The following is a 21,781-nucleotide window of genomic DNA, read 5'->3' on the forward strand; positions in this document are numbered from 1 at the left end:
ACGCTATTGGATTTAAATATTCAAGGACTATAGCAACCCGCCGAGCAATACAATAAACGTCAGCGGAATCGACACCCAGCGTACAATATTACGCCAGAGCACATAGCCACTCTCCCCAACACCCAATGCCTGCACAACCTGCGTTCGGGGCATCACCCATGCCGCAAAGATAGCAATTAATAACCCACCCATAGGCAAGAAAATATCAGGTGGAATACTGCTGACTAGCTCAAACACATTGCGTCCAAACAACGGTCTGAAGTCGGCAAGGGTGGAAAACGAAAACGCCGAAAGCAGCCCTAACAGCCATACACTCAGCGCCACGACGGCCGTTGACACACTGCGCCGCCAGCCAAGCCCTTGCAACGTCGCCACCATTGGCTCAGCGAGGTTAATCGCCGAGGTCCAGGTAGCCAATAAGAGCAGCAAAAAGAACACACTTAACCAAAATGCTCCCCAGGGCAGCTCAGAAAAAGCGATAGGCAACGTCACAAACATCAGCCCAGGGCCATCAGCGGGGTCCATACCTTGGGCAAATACCACCGAAAAGATTGCAATCCCGGCTAACAAAGCCACGCTGATATCCAGCATTGCAACCGCAAACGCTGCCTTCGGAAGGCTCTGCTCATCAGGCATATAAGCCCCATAAGCCATTAGCGCGCAGGCCCCTACCGCAAGGGTAAAAAATGCATGCCCCATGGCGTGCAACACCACAGAGGTCGTTACGTCGCCAAACGACGGTAAAAACAGCCAAGAAAGCGCCGTACCAAACCCGTCTGTAGTCGTGGCATAACCGGCTAGTAGCAGCAATAAACCGTACAGCAGCGGCATCAATAGATTGTTCAGCCTTTCTAGGCCTTTGGCAACGCCTGCTGCCACCACCGTCATGGTCATAAATAGAAACAGTGAGTGGTTAAAAATCAGCAGGCCTGGGTTTGCCAGAAACGCCTCGAAACCCGCGCCTATTTCTGCGGCACTTGCGCCATCGAAATTCCCGTTTATCGAAGCGACTAAAAACTCAATCGACCATCCTGACACCACCGAGTAAAACGACAAAATACAGAAAACGGTGAATGCACCAAACAACCCTAACCAGCGCCAGTGTCGAGAAGCACCGGCTTCAGCGGCCAGCCTACTAAGCGCTTGCATAGGCCCACGACGCCCTGCCCGACCAATTAAAATCTCGGCCATCATCACAGGAATACCTAACAGCAGTACAAACGCCACATAGATCAGTAAAAATGCCGCGCCACCGTTCTCGCCTGCAACGTACGGGAAGCGCCAAATATTCCCCAATCCAACCGCAGCTCCCGTTACCGCTAAGATAAAGGCCCGCTTTGACCCCCAGCGCTCCAGCGTTTCACTCATCACTTGCTCCTGCCATTGGTGGCACTAGTTGGCAACACTAAAAGGCGGCAAGACTAGCAGGCGCTTACGCCCAGGCCAAACCCTGGCGTAAGCCTCAGTATTAACTCCAGACATTGAAACACACCCCGACCGCCCGCACTGTGTCATTATTATCGCGTTTTTTATGCGCCCCAAACGTGTTTTAAAACGTAACGAGTTAAAAAATTAATGCCTACGAGGTGCCTATGTCCCGCAATCCGTTGCTAGAGCCGCATGAGCTTCCCCCTTTCGCTGACATTCGCGCCGAACACGTCGTGCCCGCGGTGGAAACGCTGCTCAATGAGAGCCGTGAAGCCATTGATCGACTCGCTCAGCAGGCCGCTACAGCGCCACCGAGTTGGGATAGCTTTGCTGCACCGCTAGAGGCCGTCAATGACCGGCTTACCCAAGCGTGGTCGCCCATCTCACATCTCAACGGCACAATGAACACACCCGAGCTGCGGGAAGCTTATCAGGCATGCTTGGAACAGCTGTCAGCGTTTAGCACCTGGATGGGGCAACACGAAGGACTCTTTAAGGGCTGGCAAGCGCTTAAGCAGGGTGACGTATGGGCACAGTTAACGCCTGCTCAGCAGCGCACGGTGGAAAACGCTTTACGCGACTTCCGCTTGGCAGGTGTTGATTTACCCGCTGATAAAAAAGCCCGCTATGGCGAGATTCAAGCGCGCCTCTCCACCTTATCCAACCAGTTTTCTAACAACGTGCTGGACGCCACCCAAGCGTGGCATAAGGATATTAGCCACCTTGATGAACTTGCTGGCGTTCCCGAAAGCGCGCTTGATACGTTGAAAGCAACCGCCCAGGCAAAAGGCGTCGATGGTTACCGCATTACCCTTGATTTCCCCAGCTTTTTCCCCATTATCAGTTACGCTGACAACCGCGAATTGCGGCGCGAGGTATATACCGCATTTGTCACTCGCGCTTCCGATCAAGGCCCAGACACAGGCAAGTTCGATAACGCCCCCGTTCTTGAAGAGATTTTGGCACTTCGCCAAGAGCTTGCTCACCTGCTTGGCTTTAACACCTACGCCGATTACTCACTCACCACTAAGATGGCCGATTCTCCCGAGCAGGTGCTGGAATTTTTGAATGACCTAGCTCGCCGCGCCGTTCCCCAGGCCAAGGAAGAAGTCGCCGAGCTCAGCGACTATGCCCGTGAAGCATTAGGGATTGAGACGCTTGAGCCGTGGGATGTGCCCTATGCCAGCGAAAAACTGCGCGAGGCTCGTCACTCCATCTCACAAGAGCAGCTTCGTCCTTACTTCCCTGCGCCCAGGGTGGTGGATGGACTGTTCCAAGTAGTAGAACGTCTTTACGGCGTTCGCGTGGAAGCAGCCCCTGATGCGCCGAGTTATCACAGCGATGTTCAGTACTTCCGCATTACGGAACAAGGCAAGCCGATCGCCGGTTTCTATTTGGATTTGTACGCTCGCGAAAGCAAGCGCGGCGGAGCATGGATGGCCGATTGCCGAGTACGCCGCCAAACTGAAAACGGCCTACAGCTGCCAGTGGCATTTCTGACCTGTAACTTCACCGCCCCAGTGGGCGACAAACCCGCTCTGCTCACTCATGATGAAGTCACCACGCTGTTTCATGAGTTCGGCCATGGCTTGCATCACATGCTGACAAAACAGGATATCGCCGATATCTCTGGCATTAACGGCGTTGCTTGGGATGCGGTTGAACTGCCCAGCCAATTTATGGAGAACTACTGCTGGGAACGCGAAGGATTAGACCTACTCGCCAAGCATGTCGATACTGGAGAGCCACTGCCCGCTGAACTGTTAGGGCGTTTACAGGCAGCCAAGAACTTCCAGTCAGCAATGGGGATGGTGCGCCAAATAGAGTTTTCACTGTTCGACTTGCGCCTGCACCACGAGTTGGAAGCGCCAAGCGCCAGCGACGTTCAAACGCTATTGGACGACGTACGTAGCCACACCTCTGTCGTGCCTACCGTCGACTTTAACCGCTTCCAGAATAGCTTTAGCCATATTTTTTCAGGCGGCTATGCGGCTGGCTATTACAGCTACAAATGGGCGGAAGTGCTCTCTGCCGACGCTTGGAGCGCGTTCGAGGAGGCGGGTATTTTTGACCCTACCACAGGCCAACGCTTCCGCCAGGAAATTCTGGAACCAGGCGGCGTGAGAGATGCAGCCGAGCTATTTCACGCCTTCCGAGGCCGCGAGCCAAGTGTAGAGCCATTACTACGCCATAGCGGTATCCGCGCAGCCTGACGTTTACTTTCACTATTACTGGGTGCGGTACCTGCCTTGTTACCGCACCCTTGGAGCCTGTTATGTCGAGTGTGAAACGCTTTATTGCTGGGGTAACCTGCCCGCGCTGCGCGGCCATGGACCGAATTCGCGCCTGGGAGCAAAACAACATTCGCTACCGGGAATGCGTTAACTGCGATTTTTTCGAGCAGCTGCCGATTGAAGATGAGGCTGCGCCAGAGCTGACTACCCGCGTTAACCAGGTACGCGAAGAGCAAAAAACGCAAGATGTACAGCCCGTACGTATTCTCGACCCCGGCAAACCCAAACGTTAACTGCCCCCCAGCGCTTTTTAATTTAAGCCCTTACGGCGCTGGGGCCATTCCAGGCACTCCTCACTCCTCACTCCTCACTCCTCACTCCTCACTCCTCACTCCTCACTCCTCACTCCTCACTCCTCACTCCTCACTCATGGAAGTGTGCGAAAAACCACACACTAAATAGCACATGGTGTGCGAAACCCCAGACACTTAGCGGTTTTTTCATTTCAACCAAAGTTGAATAAGAAATCATTAAGTCACTGATTTTAATAATCAGGCTGTCTATTGGCATGACTATCGCTCTATGTAAATTGCTTAAGATAAAGCCACTGGCAGTGCCAACACACGCCAGACGATAATCCCAATAACAGTTTAGGAAACCTCGCCATGCGCAATATGATGCCTAAAACCGTCGCCCTTCTTGCCGGTAGCGCCTTGCTAGCAGCAGGCACAGCCCACGCAGACCGCTCAGAATGGCCCGATAACTTCACCGTCGGTACTGCAAGCCAAGGCGGCACCTACTTTGTTTACGGCTCCGGTTGGGCCAACTTTATTTCAGACGAACTGGGTGTGTCTGGCGGCGGCGAAGTCACTGGTGGCCCAACTCAGAACTTAGCACTGGTGCACAGCGGTGATATGGCCTTTGGCCTGACCACGATGGGCCCAGCGTCGGACGCTGTTAAAGGTGAAAGCCCGCTAGCGCCTGGCCTGGCAATGGACAATGTTTGTGCGCTGTTCCCGATGTATGAAACACCATTCTCTATTGCTGCACTTTCAAGCTCAGGCATTGAGTCTATCTCTGATATTCCTGATGGCGCACGCATCGGTTTCGGTCCGGCAGCGTCCACGTCAGACACTTATTTCCCCGCTATTCTCGAAACGCTGGGCGTAGAGTTTGATCGCCGTAACGGCGGTTGGTCTGATTTAGGTGGTCAGCTTCAGGATGGCCTGTTGGATGTGATCGCATTTGCAGCGGGTATCCCGATTCCTGCCGTTAGCCAGCTTGAAGTACAGACCGATGTGAACATCATTGAATTCAATGAAGATGAGCTAGTCACCGTGCTAGAAAACTTCCCGGTTGCTGAGTTCACTATCCCCGCTAGTACTTACACCACACTGGAAGAAGACGCTCGCGCTGTGTCTATGTGGAACTTCGCGATTGCTGGCTGTGATTTGCCGGAAGACTTTGTCTACGAAGTTACCAAAGCCACGATGGAAAATAATGACCGCATGCGCTCAGTACACCGCAGCGCAGAAACCACTATTCCGGAAAACATCGTCCATAACACCGTGCTACCTTTCCATCCGGGCGCTGCGCGCTGGTACGAAGAGAATGGCTACGACATCGCTGATGACATGATCAACTAAGCCAGAACCTCCTCACGCTGCCTCGTTTTCCGCTGGCCGGACGAGGCAGCGTTCGCTACCGCCTCTTTTTCTGCTTTTGCTGTGAGGGTGACCTCTGATGAGTCACAATACCGATCAAGACCCCAACGGCCTCAAGGATGATGCCCAAACTGCTTCATCGATACCCGAGTCAATCGCCGAGGGTGTCGATGAGGAGGTTGTCGAGTCCAACCGTCGCGTGTTTGTTGGTTGGCAATTCTTTTTATTTGCGGCACTGGCCATTGGCTATTCAAGCTTCCACCTGTTTTCGCTCAATGTGTATCCAATGGAAACCTGGTCGTTTCGCATTGTACATATTGCCGGTGCACTGGTTTTAGGGTACGGGCTGTTTGCCGGTGCGCGCTTTGCAGAAGATGATCAGCAGGCCTCCCCCGCTTGGCTCAAATGGGCCAGCTATGCACTGCTAGCGCCTGCGATCTATTCACTTATACAAGTCTTTTTGATGCAGCAAACACTCAATGGCGGTGCGATGCGCATTGATCCAAGCATTGAGACACTGCATTACGGCTATCCACTCATAGCCACCACGGCAGCAGCCATTGCCCTGTCTTGGTTCTATCGGCAGGCACGCCACCGCTTTAATCCCGCCGACCTCGTTTTAATGGTGTGTGCCATCGCCAGCGCTGCTTACTTGTTGATGGCCTTTAATACCAATATGCGCATGTCGACAGGCACCTCGTTTGCACCTCCCGGCATCTCCTGGGCGGCCATTGCAGGCTCATTGTTGATTCTAGAGCTTACTCGTCGGGTGGCTGGTTTAGCATTGGTGGTGATTTCAGCGGTTTTCCTGGTCTATGTCTTTGCTGGCCAGTATCTACCCGGTTTCCTAGGCTACCCAGGCTTGTCCGTGCAGCGCTTCTTCAGTCAGGTCTATACCGATGCGGGCATTCTTGGCCCAACGACGGCGGTGTCATCGACTTACATCATATTGTTTATTATTTTCGCGGCGTTTTTACAGGCCTCGAAAGTAGGTGATTACTTCGTCAATTTCGCGTTTGCAGCCGCTGGCCGTGCCCGTGGCGGCCCGGCGAAAGTATCTATTTTTGCTTCCGGTTTAATGGGCATGATCAACGGCACATCAGCGGGCAACGTGGTATCGACTGGCTCGCTTACCATCCCACTGATGAAAAAAGTCGGCTATCCGGCGCGCAGTGCTGGTGCCATTGAAGCAGCGGCCTCTACGGGTGGTCAGATTATGCCGCCCATCATGGGGGCGGGCGCCTTTATCATGGCGGAAGTCACCGGCATTCCTTATACAGAAATTGCGATTGCGGCGGTCATTCCAGCCATTCTTTACTTCGCCTCTATCTACTTTATGGTGGATTTTGAAGCGGCGCGTAAAGGCATGCGTGGCATGCGTAAAGATGAAATCCCGCTATTCTCCAAGCTGGTTAAACAAGTCTATCTATTCGCGCCCATTATCATTCTTATTGTCGCTCTCTTTATGGGCTACTCCGTCATTCGTGCCGGTACCCTAGCAACAGCATCAGCGGCAGTTGTTAGTTGGATCTCTCCCAATAAAATGGGTATTCGGGCTATTTTGAGAGCCCTCCAACTAGCGGGCACCATGTCGATTCAGATCATCGCGGTGTGTGCTTGTGCAGGTCTTATTGTTGGCGTTATATCACTGACGGGCGTCGGCGCACGCTTCTCATCACTACTGTTAGGCCTTGCCGGAGTTAGCCAGCTATTAGCGTTGGTCTTTGCGATGCTGATCAGTATCCTGCTCGGCATGGGCATGCCTACGACAGCAGCCTACGCGGTAGCGGCATCGGTGGTGGCCCCCGGCCTGATCAATATTGGTATCGAGCCGCTCGTCGCACACTTTTTCGTGTTCTACTTTGCGGTCGTGTCGGCCATTACGCCGCCAGTGGCGTTAGCATCTTACGCCGCCGCCGGTATTTCTGGGGATAACCCCATGGGCACATCGGTCGCTTCGTTCAAAATTGGGCTTGCTGCGTTTATCGTGCCGTTTATGTTCTTCTACAGCCCAGCCATGCTGATGGAAGGCTCTGCGATGCAGATACTTCGTGTCGGTGTGACCGCAACACTGGGTATCATCTTGCTTTCAGGCATGGTGCAAGCATGGTTCTTTGGGCCGGTAAACACCTTACAGCGTGTTGTCATGCTGGTCGGTGCGATGTTTATGATTTACGGCGGCATTTACAGCGATATTGCTGGCCTAGCCATTGGCGCAGCGCTGTTCATTATGCAGCGTAAGCAGCATGGCAATAAGGCAACACCCAGCACCACGTGACGGTGCAATCTGCTATTCACTTAATCATTAGCAGTTAACCGCCCAACGAAAACGCCCGCTCGAATGCTATCGAGCGGGCGTTCTTATTGATCACTAAGCTAGGTTCTTTAAGAACTCACTAGCCTCTCAGGTTATCAACAATTTTCAGTACGGGAGCTGCCTGATTAAGTGTGTAGAAGTGTAGACCAGGCGCACCGCCATCGAGTAAGCGCTCACACAAACGGCTAACAACATCGGTGCCAAAAGCGGCAATAGCGTCACTATCATCACCATAAGCTTCCAACTGCTTGCGAATCCAGCGGGGAATTTCTGCGCCACAGGCGTCTGAAAAACGCGCCAATTTGGTGTAGTTAGTGATCGGCATAATGCCAGGAATAATCGGCTGCTCGACGCCTAATGCCCGAGCTTTTTCAACAAAATGGAAGTAGGCATCCGCGGTAAAAAAGTACTGGGTGATGGCCATGTTGGCGCCAGCCTTCATTTTACGGGCAAAGTTTTCCACATCTTTGTCGAGATTGGGTGCCTGTGGATGAGATTCAGGATAGGCAGCCACCGCAATCTCAAAATGGTCACCGGTTTCTGCACGGATAAACTCGACCAGTTCGTTGGCGTAGCGCAGCTCACCAATGCTTCCCATGCCCGATGGCATGTCACCGCGTAGCGCCACTAAGCTGTCGACACCCTCTTCGCGATACTGCGCTAACAAGTCGCGCAGTTGCGCTTTTTCGCTGCCAATGCAGGAAAGGTGTGGCGCGGTCGTAATACCGCTTTGGCTAACTGTGCGCACAATATCGCGTGTACGTGCCTGGGTAGACCCACCGGCACCATAAGTGACTGAGAAAAAGCGTGGATGCCGAGCGGCCAGTTCATCGCGCACGTGCATTAACTTCTCTCTTCCCGCATCGGTATTGGGCGGAAAGAATTCAAAGCTAATACCTAACGGGTGCTCTTGACTGCTCATGGGACTTCCTCGCAAAGCGTTAACATCGTGATAATTTAGGTTATTCTCCTCTTTCCGCCGCGCTGGAGCTAATGAAAGATTCCACAGTCGGCCTTTAATTCGGCTCATGTTAGCTATTTACACAACTACTGAGTTACATAGGCAACTACTGAGCTATTTAAACAACAGCGTTGTCATCTAACGACTAGGATGCAGAAATGGATTTAGCGCCAAGTGCCCTAATGGGGCCACTGTTGATGTTATTGGGGTTTGTAGGATTGGGGTGGATTGCTGCACAGCGCTTAAAAATCGACCCACGCCCCATCGCCACACTACTGGTATACCTGATTGCACCACTCACCATTTTCCGCGCATTAATGAACGGCGGCCCAACAGCGGAGTATCTGCTATTAACGCTGGCGCTATTCATCCTGGTGAGCATCATGGCACTGACCGTACGCTGGTTTACCCAACACCGCTTCGGGCCTCAGGAGGGGGCGCTTTTAGCGTTCTCTTCTGGCACTGGCAATACCGGTTACTTTGGTCTGCCCGTGGCGCTAATTTTACTGCCGCCAGAAGGTGTCACGCTTTATCTCTTCTGCATGCTAGGGATTAATCTATATGAGTTTACGGTGGGATTTTACTTAAGTGCCCGCGGCCACTTTTCAATGCGCCAAAGTCTGATCAAAATTGTTCGACTGCCGCTGATTTATGCGTTTTTGTCTGCGCTGCTACTGAGCGCCCTCAACGTGACGCTTCCCAGCGCACTGATGAACTCGCTTGACGTTTTCCCCGCCACCTACACCTTGCTAGGCATGATGATTATTGGCATGACCCTTAGCCAGGTTACGCTTGATGCTTGGGACTCCCGCTTTGTTGCCACCTGCGTGGGCTTACGTTATCTGCTTTGGCCGCTGGTGATGCTAATCGTTGTTTTATTACTTCAAGCTCTGGGCCCACTTGCGCCAGAGCTCGGTATGGCATTGCTGTTGCTAGGCGTCGTGCCCATGGCCTCTAACGTAGTCGTCGTCGCCATGGAGCTAGGGATTCAACCGCAAAAAGGAGCATTGGCGGTGCTTACCACCACGCTATTAGCGCCATTACTGATTCCTCTCTATCTGCACCTCATGCTGCGTATTACCGGGCTAAGTTAAAAGCCTTCAACCCCCGCCAGCTTTAGCTGAGCGGCCATACGCTGCACGTCTGGATGGCTGAAAAATGCTATCAGCGCGTCAGCACGTACCGGGCCAACCCCGGGCTCTGCCTGCCAATCTGTGTGTGTGTAGCCTGCCAAGGTATCCCAATCCCCTAGCTGGGCGCTGCCACCTGGTGGCATCCCTAACGCCATTAACCACTGAGAATAGGAGGCCGCTTGTGCGGCCTGGAACTGAGCGACCAGGGCTGCTGAACGAACGTCGCCCACGCCGTGTGCTCGCTGAAGCTGTTCCGGCGTTGCTGCCAGCCAGCCCAGCAGTTCAGTCACAACACCTGCCTCCATGAGCGCTTGCCAGGTACCTTCCCCAACACCCTGCATGTGTAACTGGTCGCTTAAAAAGGTAAGCCTCGCCAGCAACTGCGCATCGCAGCCCGTGGTGAGCGTAAAGCAACTTAATAGGTGATAACGCTCAGGGGAGGGCACGCCAAGAGCCACTCGCTCGTCGGCTTGCCAAACGACTTCCGTTACCTGGGGAATAGTGAGGCCTGCCAATGTTATGGCGATATGATCGCCTGGGCGCACGTCCCATGCTTCCCAGCGTTCCAGAGACCCCAGCGAAACACGACTGATGCGCCGTCCTTCTAGCGTCACTGGGTAGAGCCACAGTAACGGGGTCACACGTCCTGTTCGGCCAACGCGAAACTCGACACCGCGCACCTGTACTAACGCCTGCTGAGCGGGATATTTCCATGCAACCGCCCACTCCGGTGGCGACGATGACCAGCGCTGAACCCCAGGGCGCTCGGCCTGTTTCAGTACCACCCCATCGGTGGCAAACGGCAGAGGGCCGTTAAACCACGTATCCCGCCAAGCGGCAGCGTCATGCCGGGTATTGATAGGATGGGTGTAATCGGCGGTATCAAACCCTAATGCGGTCAGTTGACCGAGCCTTTCATTCATCGCAGCAGGACCATCTGGCCAGTCCCAGATAAACAGTCCGATCCGCTCACGGGTTTGGCGCGTAGGCGATTCCTGGGCCATGGCCCCGGCAACAGCGCCTCGTGCGCTAGATGCTCGGCGCTGCGACTGAATATGGCCATCCAATGTCCAGTAGAGTTCGCCTTGGAGTACGGCGGATAGCGGCGTTGGTAGCGTGTTTGGCACAGCAGGTAATTGCTGCACACGAGCCGTCCAGTTCTGCCCGCGTTCGCCGTCGCCACGGCTAACCGCTTCGACCAACACGCCCTCCTCGTAGCGCAGCGTTATCGCGACACCATCGACCTTAGGCTGAATCCAGAGGTCATCTCGGCGACTCATAAAGCGTCGCACACCATTATCGTCGGCTTTATTCAAACCCGTTTGCGCCACAGGGTGATCTAAGGTGCCATCGCTACGGGTCACCCTAGTCAGCGGGCGGTGCCGAGCCACTTCACCCAAGCAGGCTTGCCAGTTTGCTAGCCGAGCGACTGCTTGATCGTAAAGTTCATCGTTAATCAGTGATTCGCCCTGATCATGGTAGGCACTGTCCCAGCGGGCAACATGCTCTGCCAGTGTTTGGCTCTCTTGCGCCAGCCGTTCACGGGGCCAATCAGGGCACACGTTGGCCTGTGCGGATAAGGTGACACTCGGTAAGCACGCACTTAACAACACTGTGCTTAATAGCTTTGCTCTCCCCAATAGTGGTCTCAATAAAGCGGTGATCAGCAGCCATCGCTTGCATGCTTTTCTGTTGGTATCCATACGCTCTCTCTCGGCACCCTGTCGCGGCGCTTCCCTTTTTACTAGCAGCGTCTAATAAAACGCCAGATGAGAAGAGTGACCTTAGCGCATGGCGAAAAACAAACATTCAACGCAATAAAAAAGCCCCTTGGCATCAGCCAAGGGGCACGCTATAGACCTGCTTATATTGCCGTCACACGTCTTGTTACAAACCGGCAGCCTGACGCAGAGTGTCGGCTTTATCGGTTTTTTCCCATGGGAAGGCGGTAAAGGTTTCTGTATGTACTTGGCCTTTGTCGTCCACCCAGCTATAGCTGTGCTCAAACGGCTCACGCCCAAAGTGACCATAAGCAGACGTTAGGCGGTACATCGGATGTAGCAGGTCAAGCATTTTGGTAATCGCGTAAGGGCGCAGATCAAAGTGCTCACGCACTAGCTCGACAATTTTAACATCGTCGATTTTACCGGTGCCGAAGGTATCGATGGAAACCGACGTCGGCTCGGCAACGCCAATAGCGTAGGAAACCTGAATTTCGCACTTATCAGCAAGACCAGCGGCAACCACGTTTTTAGCCACGTAACGGCCCGCATAAGCAGCGCTGCGGTCAACTTTAGACGGATCCTTACCAGAGAAGGCTCCACCGCCATGCCGCGCCATGCCGCCGTAGGTATCGACGATGATTTTACGCCCTGTTAAGCCGCAGTCGCCCACCGGGCCACCAATGACAAACTGACCGGTTGGGTTGATGTGGTACTGGGTATTCTCATCCAACCACTCAGCGGGAATCACCTGCTCGACGATTTCGCGCTTCACCATTTTACGCAGGTCATCTTGGCCGATTTCCGGGTCGTGCTGAGTAGACAAGACCACTGCGTCGACACCACAAGGCTTGCCTTCAGCGTTATAACGGAAGGTTACCTGGCTTTTGGCATCTGGGCGCAGCCACGGCAACAGGCCGTTTTTGCGCAGCTCCGCCTGACGTTCAACCAAACGGTGCGAGTAATGGATCGGCGCCGGCATAAACGAATCGGTTTCGTTAGTCGCGTAGCCAAACATCAAACCCTGATCGCCAGCACCCTGGTCTTCAGGTTTAGTGCGGTCGACGCCCTGAGCGATATCAACGCTCTGCTTGCCGATCAGGTTGATTACCCCACAGGTTGCGCCATCAAAACCCACACGAGATGAGGTGTAACCAATATCGGTAATCACATCACGCACCAGTGCTTCCAGATCAACCCACGCAGACGTGGTGATCTCACCGGCAATAATGGCAACGCCTGTTTTCACCATGGTTTCACAGGCAACGCGGGCCTGTTTATCTCGGGCGATAATGGCATCTAGTACCGCGTCGGAAATCTGGTCGGCAATCTTATCAGGATGCCCTTCTGAGACAGACTCGGAGGTAAACAGGGAATATTCGCTCATCGCGCTCTCGACCCTCTGTATGACGGCTGCAGAGTGACCGCAGCATCAGCAGGAAATCATGGCAGGAAGTTCAGTTCCCTGCCCATATATAGAAGCGGCACGACTATTTTCGCTACCACTTCGGGAGGCAGAGTCTACACGCTGTTGGGGGTTCTTCCCAGAACGTGGCTCTAGAATTTGCCGCCGCCGGGGAAGTCAGCGACAATAGCGCCTTTATTATTTCTGTTTTCAGGCGAGGAGCACCCCCATGCCGTCCCGTTTTGAGCTGGCCAATGCCATTCGCGCCCTTTCCATGGATGCTGTTCAGAAGGCCAAATCTGGTCACCCTGGCGCCCCCATGGGCATGGCTGATATTGCCGAGGTGCTGTGGAATGACTACCTCAAGCACAACCCCGAAGACCCCAAGTGGGCCGATCGAGATCGGTTCGTGTTGTCTAATGGCCACGGCTCAATGCTGCTCTATTCACTGCTGCACCTTAGCGGCTATGAATTAAGCCTGGAACAGCTGCAGAACTTCCGCCAGCTGCATTCACCCACGGCTGGCCACCCGGAATTTGGCTACGCCCCGGGCATCGAAACCACCACTGGCCCGTTAGGCCAAGGTTTCGCCAACGCTGTTGGCTTTGCAATTGCTGAAAAAACGCTGGCAGCGCAGTTTAATCGCCCTGGCCACACCATTGTTGATCACCATACGTGGTGTTTCCTGGGTGACGGCTGCTTAATGGAAGGCATCTCCCATGAAGCCGCGTCGCTGGCGGGTACTCAGCAACTAGGCAAGCTGATTGCCCTGTATGACGACAACGGCATCTCTATTGATGGTGAGGTTGAAGGATGGTTTACCGACGACACCGCCAAGCGCTTTGAAGCGTACGGCTGGCACGTGGTGCCGAACGTCGACGGCCATAAGCCGGAAGAGATCAAAGCAGCCATTGAATTAGCCAAGAGCCACGACGATAAGCCTAGTCTGATTATCTGCAAAACGATCATTGGCTTTGGCGCACCTAACAAACAGGGCAAAGAAGAGGCTCACGGCGCACCATTAGGTGACGACGAAGTGGCCCTCGCCCGTAAGCAGCTCGGCTGGGAGCACGCACCGTTCCATATCCCCGAGCCCGTTTATTCTGCTTGGGATGCTCGTAACGCTGGCAAAAACCGCCAGCAGGAGTGGAATGCCCGCTTCGCCCGTTATGCCGAAGCATTCCCAGCCGAAGCCAAAGAGTTTGAGCGCCGCATGAAGGCCCAGCTACCGGCAGAACTTTCAACTGCCGCTCTCATTGAGCAGGCCCAAGAGAAAGGTGAAAGCATTGCCTCTCGCAAGGCCTCTTTTGAAGCGTTGAATGTTATCGGTCCGCAAATGCCCGAGCTGCTCGGCGGTAGCGCTGATCTCGCGCCATCCAACTTGACCTTCTGGAAGGGCGCCAAAGCGATCACACCAGAAGATGCTAGCGGCAACTACCTGCACTATGGGGTACGTGAGTTCGGCATGGGCGCGGTGATGAATGGTATTGCCTTACACGGCGGCTTTGTTCCTTATGGGGCAACCTTCCTGATTTTCATGGAATATATGCGTAACGCCGTGCGTATGGCAGCGCTGATGGGACAGCAAGCCATTTACGTGTTTACCCATGACTCTATCGGTCTGGGCGAAGATGGCCCCACTCACCAGCCGATTGAGCAACTTACCAGCCTACGCACAACGCCTAACCTGAACACATGGCGCCCTTGTGATGCAGTTGAAACAGCAGCTTCCTGGGATGCCGCTGTGAAACGCCACTCCGGCCCCACAGCGCTAGTACTCTCGCGCCAGAACCTACCTCACCAGCAACGCACCAAGGCACAATTAGCTGCCATTCAGTGCGGTGGTTACATTTTGAAAGACAGCGACGGCACGCCGGAGCTGATCTTGATTGCTACCGGCTCTGAAGTGTCGCTTGCCATGGACGCAGCAGCAGAATTGGAACAGCAGGGTAAAGCGGTGCGCGTGGTCTCCATGCCATCGACCTACCGTTTTAATGGCCAGGACGCGGAATATCGTGAAAGCGTACTGCCTAAGGCAGTCACTAAACGGATTGCGATCGAAGCGGGTCATGCCGACTACTGGTACAAGTACGTTGGCCTAGATGGTCGCGTTATTGGCATGACCACGTATGGCGAATCTGCACCGGCTGGCGAACTGTTCAAACATTTCGGCTTTACGGTTGAAAATATTGTTAAACAGGCTAATGAGCTACTGGGCTAACGCCACGCAGGCTGATCTAGCCCGGGATATTCCATGCCCGCGCTAAATGGCCTGCTATGGCTAATTAGCTATTGGTTAATCGGAGAAGTGGTGATCCACTTCTCCGGCCTGCCTTTTTCTTCGGGGGTGGTTGGCATGCTGTTGCTATGTGCCACCCTTGCTGTTCTAGGGCGCGTGCCTGCAAGTTTAGCGGCCGCAGCCCAGCCGTTGATCGCGCTTCTGGCCATGCTCATTATGCCAGGCGTCGTCGGTGTGTTTTTTATTCTGGATGAGCTTGCGGGTCAGTGGTTCGCTATACTCACTGCGCTATTGCTAGGGACGTTATTAAGCGTGATTACCACGTTATGGTTATTACAACGGCTAATTGGGCGCTCAGATGCCCACTGACGTATTATCCACCCTAACAGCCACACCGCTGTTTGCCGTAGGACTGACGCTTGCGGCCTATTTGCTTGGCAGCTTGCTCTTTAAGCGCTTGAGCAACCCGTCTTGGCTACCCGCTATTTTAATCGCTGCATTGCTATTAGCAGCGACGCTCGTCGCGATAGGGTTACCTTATGCGACCTACCACCAAGGGGCTTCGTGGCTCACCATTTTGTTAGGTCCGGCTACTGTTGCCTTAGGCATGCCACTCTATCAACAGCTGCCGCGCATTCGTGAGCTGTGGCAGCCGCTGACACTTTGTCTGCCGATCGCCGCCACACTGGCTGCCTGTTACGCACTGGGCATCGCCTGGTTGATGGGCACTAGCCCTACTATTTTAGCGTCGCTTGCCGCCAAGTCGGTTACCGCGCCTATCGCCATCGGTATTACCGAACAGCTCGGCGGCAACGTTGCGTTACTGATGGGGGCACTGCTAGTAACAGGTGTGGTTGCCATTCCCTTCGTGAGTGTCGCTGCTCGACTACTGAAGATTAACGATGAGCGCATTGTCGGTTTTGCACTGGGTCTAAATGGCCATGCCATCGGCACTGTGCGAGCATTTGAACTGAGCCCAACGGCTGGCGCGTTTGCCTCGCTGGGCATGAGCTTAACCGGTATTTTTACCGCGCTGCTGCTGCCTCTCGCTTGGCGACTAACCGGCATGGGCAACTGAAAAACATTCTCAGCTGAAATACGCTATCATCGAGCAACTTTTTTGAGAGCCGCTTCGCGACATGGCTAACGCAAACTCGACATATCGAATTGCCATTAATGGTTACGGGCGCATTGGCCAATGCGTGTTAAGAGCGCTAGTTGAACGCAACCACCCAGAAATTGAAGTGGTCGCCATCAATGAGCTGTCTGATCTTGCGACGATTACCTACCTTACTCGCTACGATACGACCCATGGCCGTTTTCCTGGCGAGGTAGACAATGACGGTGAACGTCTCCTTATCAATGGTCAGCGTATTCAGGTTCTTTGCGAGCCTGACCCGCAGGCCCTGCCCTGGGCGGCACTGGACATTGATTTAGTTCTGGAGTGCTCTGGTAGTTTCAAGGACCGTGTGACGGCTGAGCAGCATTTAACCGCTGGCGCTAAGCGGCTACTGTTTTCTCAGCCCGCTGAAAGCGATGTGGATAAGACCATTGTGTGGGGCATCAACGAGCATGAGCTCACCCTCTCCCACCGCATTCTCTCAGCAGCCTCATGCACCACCAACTGCCTCGTCCCATTACTCACCGTACTGGACGAAGCACTGGGGCTTGAGCACGGCGTTACCACCACCATCCACTCGGCAATGAACGACCAGCCAGTCATTGATGCCTATCATCAAACAGATCTACGTCTGACACGCTCTGCCATGCAGTCAATTGTCCCCGTAGATACGGGGCTGGCCGTCGGAATCAGCCGCTTGATGCCTAGCCTAGCCGGTCGTTTTGAATGCCTGCACGTGCGCGTACCAACCATTAATGTCTCTGCAATGGATGCCGCATTGACTGTGCGCCGTGATACCAGCGCCGAGCAGGTTAACGAATTACTACGAGGTGCCAGCCAGCAGCGCTTAGCCAGCGTATTAGGCTATACCGAAGCTCCCATGGCATCGATAGATTTTAATCATGATCCACGCTCTGGCATCCTAGACGCCACGCAAACACGGGTCGCAGGGACACGCTTAATTAAGCTGCTGTGTTGGTTTGACAATGAATGGGGCTTTGCCAATCGTATGCTGGATATCACTCAACGGCTGGCATCGCTTTCTACAAGCAACGCTCGCTAGGCCTGCACCATGTCTTTTCATCTGCTTGAACACGAGGAAACCGCTCACATGAACGTGCAAAAAATGACCGACCTGCCCCTGGAAGGGCAGCGCGTGCTGATTCGTGAAGATCTTAACGTACCGATCAAACATGGCCGTGTTTCCAGTGACGCTCGTCTTCGCGCGGCGCTGCCAACCATTCAGGCAGCAGCTCAAGCAGGTGCGAAAGTGATGCTAATGAGCCACTTAGGTCGTCCTACTGAGGGTGAACCTGCTGAAGAATTTTCACTCGCGCCCGTCGCAGAACGCTTAGGCGAGTTGCTTGACCGCCCTGTCACACTTGTCAGCAACTATCTCGATACAGCGCCAACGTTGGCTAACGGCGATGTTGTACTGTTAGAAAACGTGCGCTTTAACATCGGCGAGAAAAAAGACGACGAACAGCTTTCCAAGCAATATGCAGCCCTATGCGACGTGTTTGTAATGGATGCCTTTGGCACCGCTCACCGCGCACAAGCCTCTACTCACGGTGTAGCGCGCTTTGCAGCGCAGGCGTGTGCGGGTCCGCTGCTTGCTCAAGAGCTTGATGCGCTTGAAAAAGCGTTGGCAAACCCGGCGCGGCCTATGACGGCGATTGTAGGCGGTTCTAAAGTATCCACCAAGTTAGACGTACTCACTGCCCTTTCCGACAGGTGCGACCAACTGATTGTTGGTGGAGGCATCGCCAACACGTTTATCGCGGCGGCAGGCTATAATGTTGGCAAATCGCTTTACGAAGCAGATTTAATCGGCCAAGCAAAAGCACTCATGGAGAAAGTTGCCATTCCGCTACCAACTGACGTCGTCGTCGCCACTGAGTTTTCTGAATCCGCTGAAGCTGTCGTCAAGCCGGTTGATCAAGTCGCTGATAACGAAATGATTTTGGATATCGGCCCAGACACGGCTAGCCACTTAGCCAGCTTGCTGAAAAGTGCGGGCACTATTTTGTGGAACGGCCCTGTTGGCGTATTTGAAATTGATCAGTTTGGCAAAGGAACTGAAGTACTTTCCCAAGCTATTGCCGACAGCAGCGCTTTCTCAATTGCTGGGGGTGGTGATACGTTAGCAGCGATTGATAAATACGCCATTGCTGACCGCGTTTCCTATATTTCCACCGGCGGTGGCGCATTTCTTGAGTACGTTGAGGGCAAGCAGCTGCCTGCCGTCGCCGCACTCGAAGCTGCCGCACAGCGCGGTTAAATCTTAAATCGAAACGGCACGCTTACTGCATCCGTACACACAGACAACCCAAATAAGGTGACCCCATGGCTTTGATCAGCATGCGCCAAATGCTCGACCACGCGGCCGAATATGGCTACGGTATCCCGGCATTCAACGTTAATAACCTTGAGCAGATGCGCGCCATCATGGAAGCTGCTGACGCCACCGACTCTCCGGTTATCGTGCAAGCCTCTGCTGGCGCGCGTAAATACGCCGGTGCCCCCTTCCTGCGCCACCTGATCTTGGCCGCAGTGGAAGAATTCCCACATATTCCAGTCGTGATGCATCAGGATCACGGCACTAGCCCTGCCGTTTGCCAACGCTCCATCCAACTCGGCTTCTCCTCGGTAATGATGGACGGCTCTTTGGGTGAAGACGGCAAAACACCGATGGACTATGACTACAACGTCAATGTCACTCGTCGTGCAGTAGAAATGGCTCATGCCTGCGGTGTTTCCGTGGAAGGCGAACTCGGCTGTCTGGGCAGCTTAGAGACGGGAATGGCTGGCGAAGAAGACGGCATCGGTGCCGAGGGCAAGCTGGATATGGAACAGATGCTCACCGACCCTGAAGAAGCCGCTGAATTTGTCAAAGCGACCCATGTAGATGCGCTGGCTATCGCCATTGGTACCAGCCACGGGGCTTATAAATTTACGAAGCCACCCACTGGCGACACACTATCGATCCAACGCATTAAAGAGATCCACGCACGCATTCCCGACACTCATTTGGTGATGCACGGTTCATCATCCGTGCCACAGGAGTGGCTGGAAGTGATTAACCAGTATGGCGGTCAAATCCCGGAAACTTACGGAGTGCCAGTCGAAGAGATCATCGAAGGCATCAAACACGGTGTCCGTAAAGTGAACATCGACACCGATTTACGCCTCGCTTCTACTGGTGCAGTCCGCCGCTTTATGGCCCAGAACCCTTCCGAGTTCGACCCGCGTAAATTCCTTAAAGAAACCGTAACCGCCATGCGTGATCTGTGTATCGCACGCTATGAAGCCTTCGGCACTGCTGGTAATGCGAGCAAAATCAAACCCGTCAACCTAGAAGTAATGTTCCAGCGCTACGAGCGCGGCGAGCTGGCACCGAAAGTGAAGTAATCTTCTTACAGCAGCGTTCCCGTAAGGCGACCTAATGGTCGCCTTATTTTATTGCAACGCAGCATATATATGCTAATACTAACGGGTGCATTCATTATTCTCTCAACAGGTAGCCCCTATGAAGTACTCTTCTACATCGGCAGCGCCGTTGGCCATGTTTGATATGTGGAAAGCGGGGTTTATGGCGCTCGAACTGTGGAGCTCATCGCTGTCCACCATCGCTATGCGCCAACAGATGTGGCAAACACAGCCGTTTTTCAGTCCCTCCATGATGCGCGAAAACCAGCGTATGGTGACCGAAAAAATGGAGGCCAGCATTGAGGCTGGCCTTGTTATGCAGAAAACGTTATTGAACGCGATGAACGGTCACTATGCTCCCTGGTGGATCACCAGCCAAAAGACCATGAAACCCTATCATCGTCGTAGTAGCGCTAATTCGCGACGCTTATCACGCTAAAAGCACTACTCGTTATCGTCGTTGCTCTGCTCATCCTCACCGCTTTCGACTGCATCTTCGGCACTACCGGTCCCCCCGGTGCCTCCCTCAGTGTCTTTTTCATTATCACTATTGTTACTTTCAGCGTCGCTGGTTTCCTCCGCGCCGTTGGAAGCAGACTCATCCCGCTGAAGTGCTCCAGCCTTGATACCGTATTTCTCTTCTAGTGCCGCATCGTCTAATGCGTCATGTTGCGTATCATCTGAATCGGACGTTTCGGCTAGCGTTTGTCCTGCCATCAGCAGGGATGTACAAAAAGCAATTGAAAACACCCAGGGTATAAATCGCATCGAGGCTCTCCTTTTTTGTGATTATCACAGCTTAGTCTAAACACGTCCCGGCATCAGTGCTGTTGCTTTAAAAAGCCATTCCTACCCTCAACAATGGGATCATCACTCAGTCATTCATCAGGGCAACTTGATAGAAACCCATAAAAAATTATCAAACAGTGTTCACAAAGAGCAAAAAATCTCGTTCAATAGCAGTATGGTCGGCTTAAACTAACACGGGCAGCGTGTAAGACGCTGCAAGGAATGACAATGCCGCTTCCACTTTTGCTGTTTGACTGTGATGGCACCCTCGTCGATAGCGAGCCACTTCTGGCTGAAGAAATGGCTGTCGGTCTAAATTCGGTGGGCTTACCTTTTAAATCCACTGATTATCTCGGAGAGTTTCGGGGCGCCCGCTTTCGACGAATTGTGGCAGAATTACAGCAGCGCTATGGTAATGTTGATGAAGATCAATTAGCTAGCATGGAACACACGATGCGAACCAGCCTAGCAAATCGGTTAACAAGCGAGCTGAAGGCGATTCCTGGTGCGCATGAATCTCTTGAAGTACTGCAGAATTATCCAAGCGCGGTTGTATCCAATGGCCCAGAAAGTAAAATTCATACAGCTTTACAAGCGACTGGCCTAGCCGCTTACTTTGGTAAGCGTTTGTTCAGCGGCTATACCGCTAACTGCTGGAAACCAGAGCCCTGTCTTCATCTTCATGCAGCTAGTATCATGGGGTTTGCAGCAAGTGACTGTATTGCCATCGATGACGCACTCGTTGGCGTTAGAGCAGCTCTGCAAGCAGGTATGACCGTCATTCACTTGAACCGCTATCCAGATGCTGAAACTACGCCTGAAGGCGCTATTATGATCAGCAACATGTACCAGCTGCCCCCAGTCGTTGAGCGCCTTACCCATGAAAAGTGGCAGATGCCAGTGCCTCAACATTCAATAGAGAAATAAGTATGGCTTCATTACGTGACCAGCTCGGCGGCCTAGTGTATTCAACAGAACAAGGCAAGACTTGCCCAAGCTGCCGCGAGTCTATCGACCACTGCCGCTGCGAAGATACCAGCGAGCAAGCACGTATCGCTGATTTAGACGGAATTGTACGGATCCGGCGTGAAACAAGTGGCCGCAAGGGGAAAGGAGTTACCACCATTAGCGGTATACCGATTCCCAATGCGGAGTTGAAAACGCTTGCTAAATCATTGAAGAAACGCTGTGGCACCGGTGGTGCAGTAAAGGATGGCATTATCGAGATTCAGGGAGATCACCGGGAAACGCTGCAGCAAGCATTAACATCGTTAGGCTACCAAGTTAAATTAGCAGGTGGCTGACACACCTCTGTGATAGCGCTCTGCCTGGAGGCAAAGC

Annotated in this window: 19 protein-coding genes; 14 read left to right on the top strand and 5 right to left on the bottom strand. The window is 53.5% G+C overall.

Annotation, left to right across the window (positions count from 1 at the left end; all coding sequences use genetic code 11):
* Positions 1-27: 27 nt before the first annotated feature.
* Positions 28-1,368, bottom strand: a complete 1,341-nt coding sequence (locus tag L1X57_RS05355; RefSeq protein ID WP_009725000.1) for a sodium-dependent transporter — start codon at positions 1,366-1,368, stop codon at positions 28-30.
* 224 nt (positions 1,369-1,592) lie between these two features.
* Here L1X57_RS05355 and prlC point away from each other — a divergent pair, with 224 nt between their 5' ends.
* From prlC to L1X57_RS05375, 4 genes are all read left to right on the top strand, one after another.
* Positions 1,593-3,641 carry an oligopeptidase A gene (gene prlC, locus L1X57_RS05360; protein ID WP_009725001.1) on the top strand — a complete coding sequence of 683 codons (2,049 nt, stop codon included), beginning with the start codon at positions 1,593-1,595 and terminating at the stop codon, positions 3,639-3,641.
* A gap of 62 nt (positions 3,642-3,703) precedes the next feature.
* Complete coding sequence (locus tag L1X57_RS05365; RefSeq protein WP_009725002.1) at positions 3,704-3,955, top strand: YheV family putative zinc ribbon protein; 252 nt, start codon at positions 3,704-3,706, stop codon at positions 3,953-3,955.
* Between the two features lie 372 nt (positions 3,956-4,327).
* Positions 4,328-5,308 (top strand): TAXI family TRAP transporter solute-binding subunit, encoded by a 981-nt coding sequence (locus L1X57_RS05370; protein ID WP_009725004.1) that lies wholly within the window; start codon positions 4,328-4,330, stop codon positions 5,306-5,308.
* Between the two features lie 97 nt (positions 5,309-5,405).
* Complete coding sequence (locus tag L1X57_RS05375; protein WP_009725005.1) at positions 5,406-7,604, top strand: TRAP transporter permease; 2,199 nt, start codon at positions 5,406-5,408, stop codon at positions 7,602-7,604.
* 118 nt (positions 7,605-7,722) lie between these two features.
* Here L1X57_RS05375 and metF read toward each other — a convergent pair whose 3' ends face one another.
* Positions 7,723-8,565: a methylenetetrahydrofolate reductase [NAD(P)H] gene (metF, locus tag L1X57_RS05380; RefSeq protein WP_009725006.1), complete on the bottom strand. Its 843-nt coding sequence runs from the start codon at positions 8,563-8,565 to the stop codon at positions 7,723-7,725.
* A gap of 197 nt (positions 8,566-8,762) precedes the next feature.
* Between metF and L1X57_RS05385 the strand changes: the two genes are divergently transcribed.
* The gene (locus L1X57_RS05385) at positions 8,763-9,698 is read left to right on the top strand and encodes an AEC family transporter (RefSeq protein WP_009725007.1); all 936 of its coding nucleotides are present in this window, start codon (positions 8,763-8,765) and stop codon (positions 9,696-9,698) included.
* Here the strand turns inward: L1X57_RS05385 and ligB are convergent.
* Complete coding sequence (gene ligB, locus L1X57_RS05390) at positions 9,695-11,440, bottom strand: NAD-dependent DNA ligase LigB (RefSeq protein ID WP_009725008.1); 1,746 nt, start codon at positions 11,438-11,440, stop codon at positions 9,695-9,697. The two genes, L1X57_RS05385 and ligB, sit on opposite strands and share 4 nt — an antisense overlap.
* A gap of 184 nt (positions 11,441-11,624) precedes the next feature.
* Positions 11,625-12,845 carry a methionine adenosyltransferase gene (gene metK, locus L1X57_RS05395; RefSeq protein ID WP_009725009.1) on the bottom strand — a complete coding sequence of 407 codons (1,221 nt, stop codon included), beginning with the start codon at positions 12,843-12,845 and terminating at the stop codon, positions 11,625-11,627.
* Positions 12,846-13,092: 247 nt separating this feature from the next.
* Between metK and tkt the strand changes: the two genes are divergently transcribed.
* The 7 genes from tkt to L1X57_RS05430 all read left to right on the top strand — a co-directional run bounded on the left by tkt (position 13,093) and on the right by L1X57_RS05430 (position 20,090).
* Positions 13,093-15,084, top strand: a complete 1,992-nt coding sequence (gene tkt / locus L1X57_RS05400) for a transketolase (RefSeq protein ID WP_009725010.1) — start codon at positions 13,093-13,095, stop codon at positions 15,082-15,084.
* Positions 15,085-15,117: 33 nt separating this feature from the next.
* Positions 15,118-15,471 carry a CidA/LrgA family protein gene (locus L1X57_RS05405; protein ID WP_009725011.1) on the top strand — a complete coding sequence of 118 codons (354 nt, stop codon included), beginning with the start codon at positions 15,118-15,120 and terminating at the stop codon, positions 15,469-15,471.
* Entirely contained in the window at positions 15,461-16,180 is a 720-nt protein-coding gene (locus L1X57_RS05410) for an LrgB family protein (protein WP_234667961.1), read from the top strand. The genes L1X57_RS05405 and L1X57_RS05410 overlap by 11 nt, the downstream gene beginning before the upstream one ends.
* A 61-nt stretch (positions 16,181-16,241) precedes the next feature.
* Positions 16,242-17,285 (top strand): type I glyceraldehyde-3-phosphate dehydrogenase, encoded by a 1,044-nt coding sequence (locus L1X57_RS05415; RefSeq protein WP_009725013.1) that lies wholly within the window; start codon positions 16,242-16,244, stop codon positions 17,283-17,285.
* Positions 17,286-17,333: 48 nt separating this feature from the next.
* Positions 17,334-18,503, top strand: coding sequence for a phosphoglycerate kinase (locus tag L1X57_RS05420; RefSeq protein WP_009725014.1), 1,170 nt, complete (start codon positions 17,334-17,336; stop codon positions 18,501-18,503).
* A 65-nt stretch (positions 18,504-18,568) separates the two neighbouring features.
* Entirely contained in the window at positions 18,569-19,633 is a 1,065-nt protein-coding gene (fba, locus tag L1X57_RS05425; RefSeq protein ID WP_009725015.1) for a class II fructose-bisphosphate aldolase, read from the top strand.
* Positions 19,634-19,751: 118 nt separating this feature from the next.
* Positions 19,752-20,090 carry a hypothetical protein gene (locus tag L1X57_RS05430; RefSeq protein ID WP_009725016.1) on the top strand — a complete coding sequence of 113 codons (339 nt, stop codon included), beginning with the start codon at positions 19,752-19,754 and terminating at the stop codon, positions 20,088-20,090.
* 5 nt (positions 20,091-20,095) lie between these two features.
* Here L1X57_RS05430 and L1X57_RS05435 read toward each other — a convergent pair whose 3' ends face one another.
* On the bottom strand, positions 20,096-20,419 hold the full coding sequence (locus L1X57_RS05435; RefSeq protein WP_009725017.1) for a hypothetical protein: 324 nt from the start codon (positions 20,417-20,419) through the stop codon (positions 20,096-20,098).
* Between the two features lie 249 nt (positions 20,420-20,668).
* Here L1X57_RS05435 and L1X57_RS05440 point away from each other — a divergent pair, with 249 nt between their 5' ends.
* A complete protein-coding gene (locus tag L1X57_RS05440; RefSeq protein WP_009725018.1) occupies positions 20,669-21,367 on the top strand; it encodes an HAD family hydrolase in 699 nt (232 codons plus the stop codon).
* Between the two features lie 2 nt (positions 21,368-21,369).
* Positions 21,370-21,744 carry a translation initiation factor Sui1 gene (locus tag L1X57_RS05445; RefSeq protein WP_009725019.1) on the top strand — a complete coding sequence of 125 codons (375 nt, stop codon included), beginning with the start codon at positions 21,370-21,372 and terminating at the stop codon, positions 21,742-21,744.
* Positions 21,745-21,781: the final 37 nt, after the last annotated feature.

Origin of the sequence: Halomonas sp. TD01 (genome assembly GCF_923868895.1) — a bacterium.
In the GTDB taxonomy this organism is placed as follows: Bacteria; Pseudomonadota; Gammaproteobacteria; order Pseudomonadales; family Halomonadaceae; genus Vreelandella.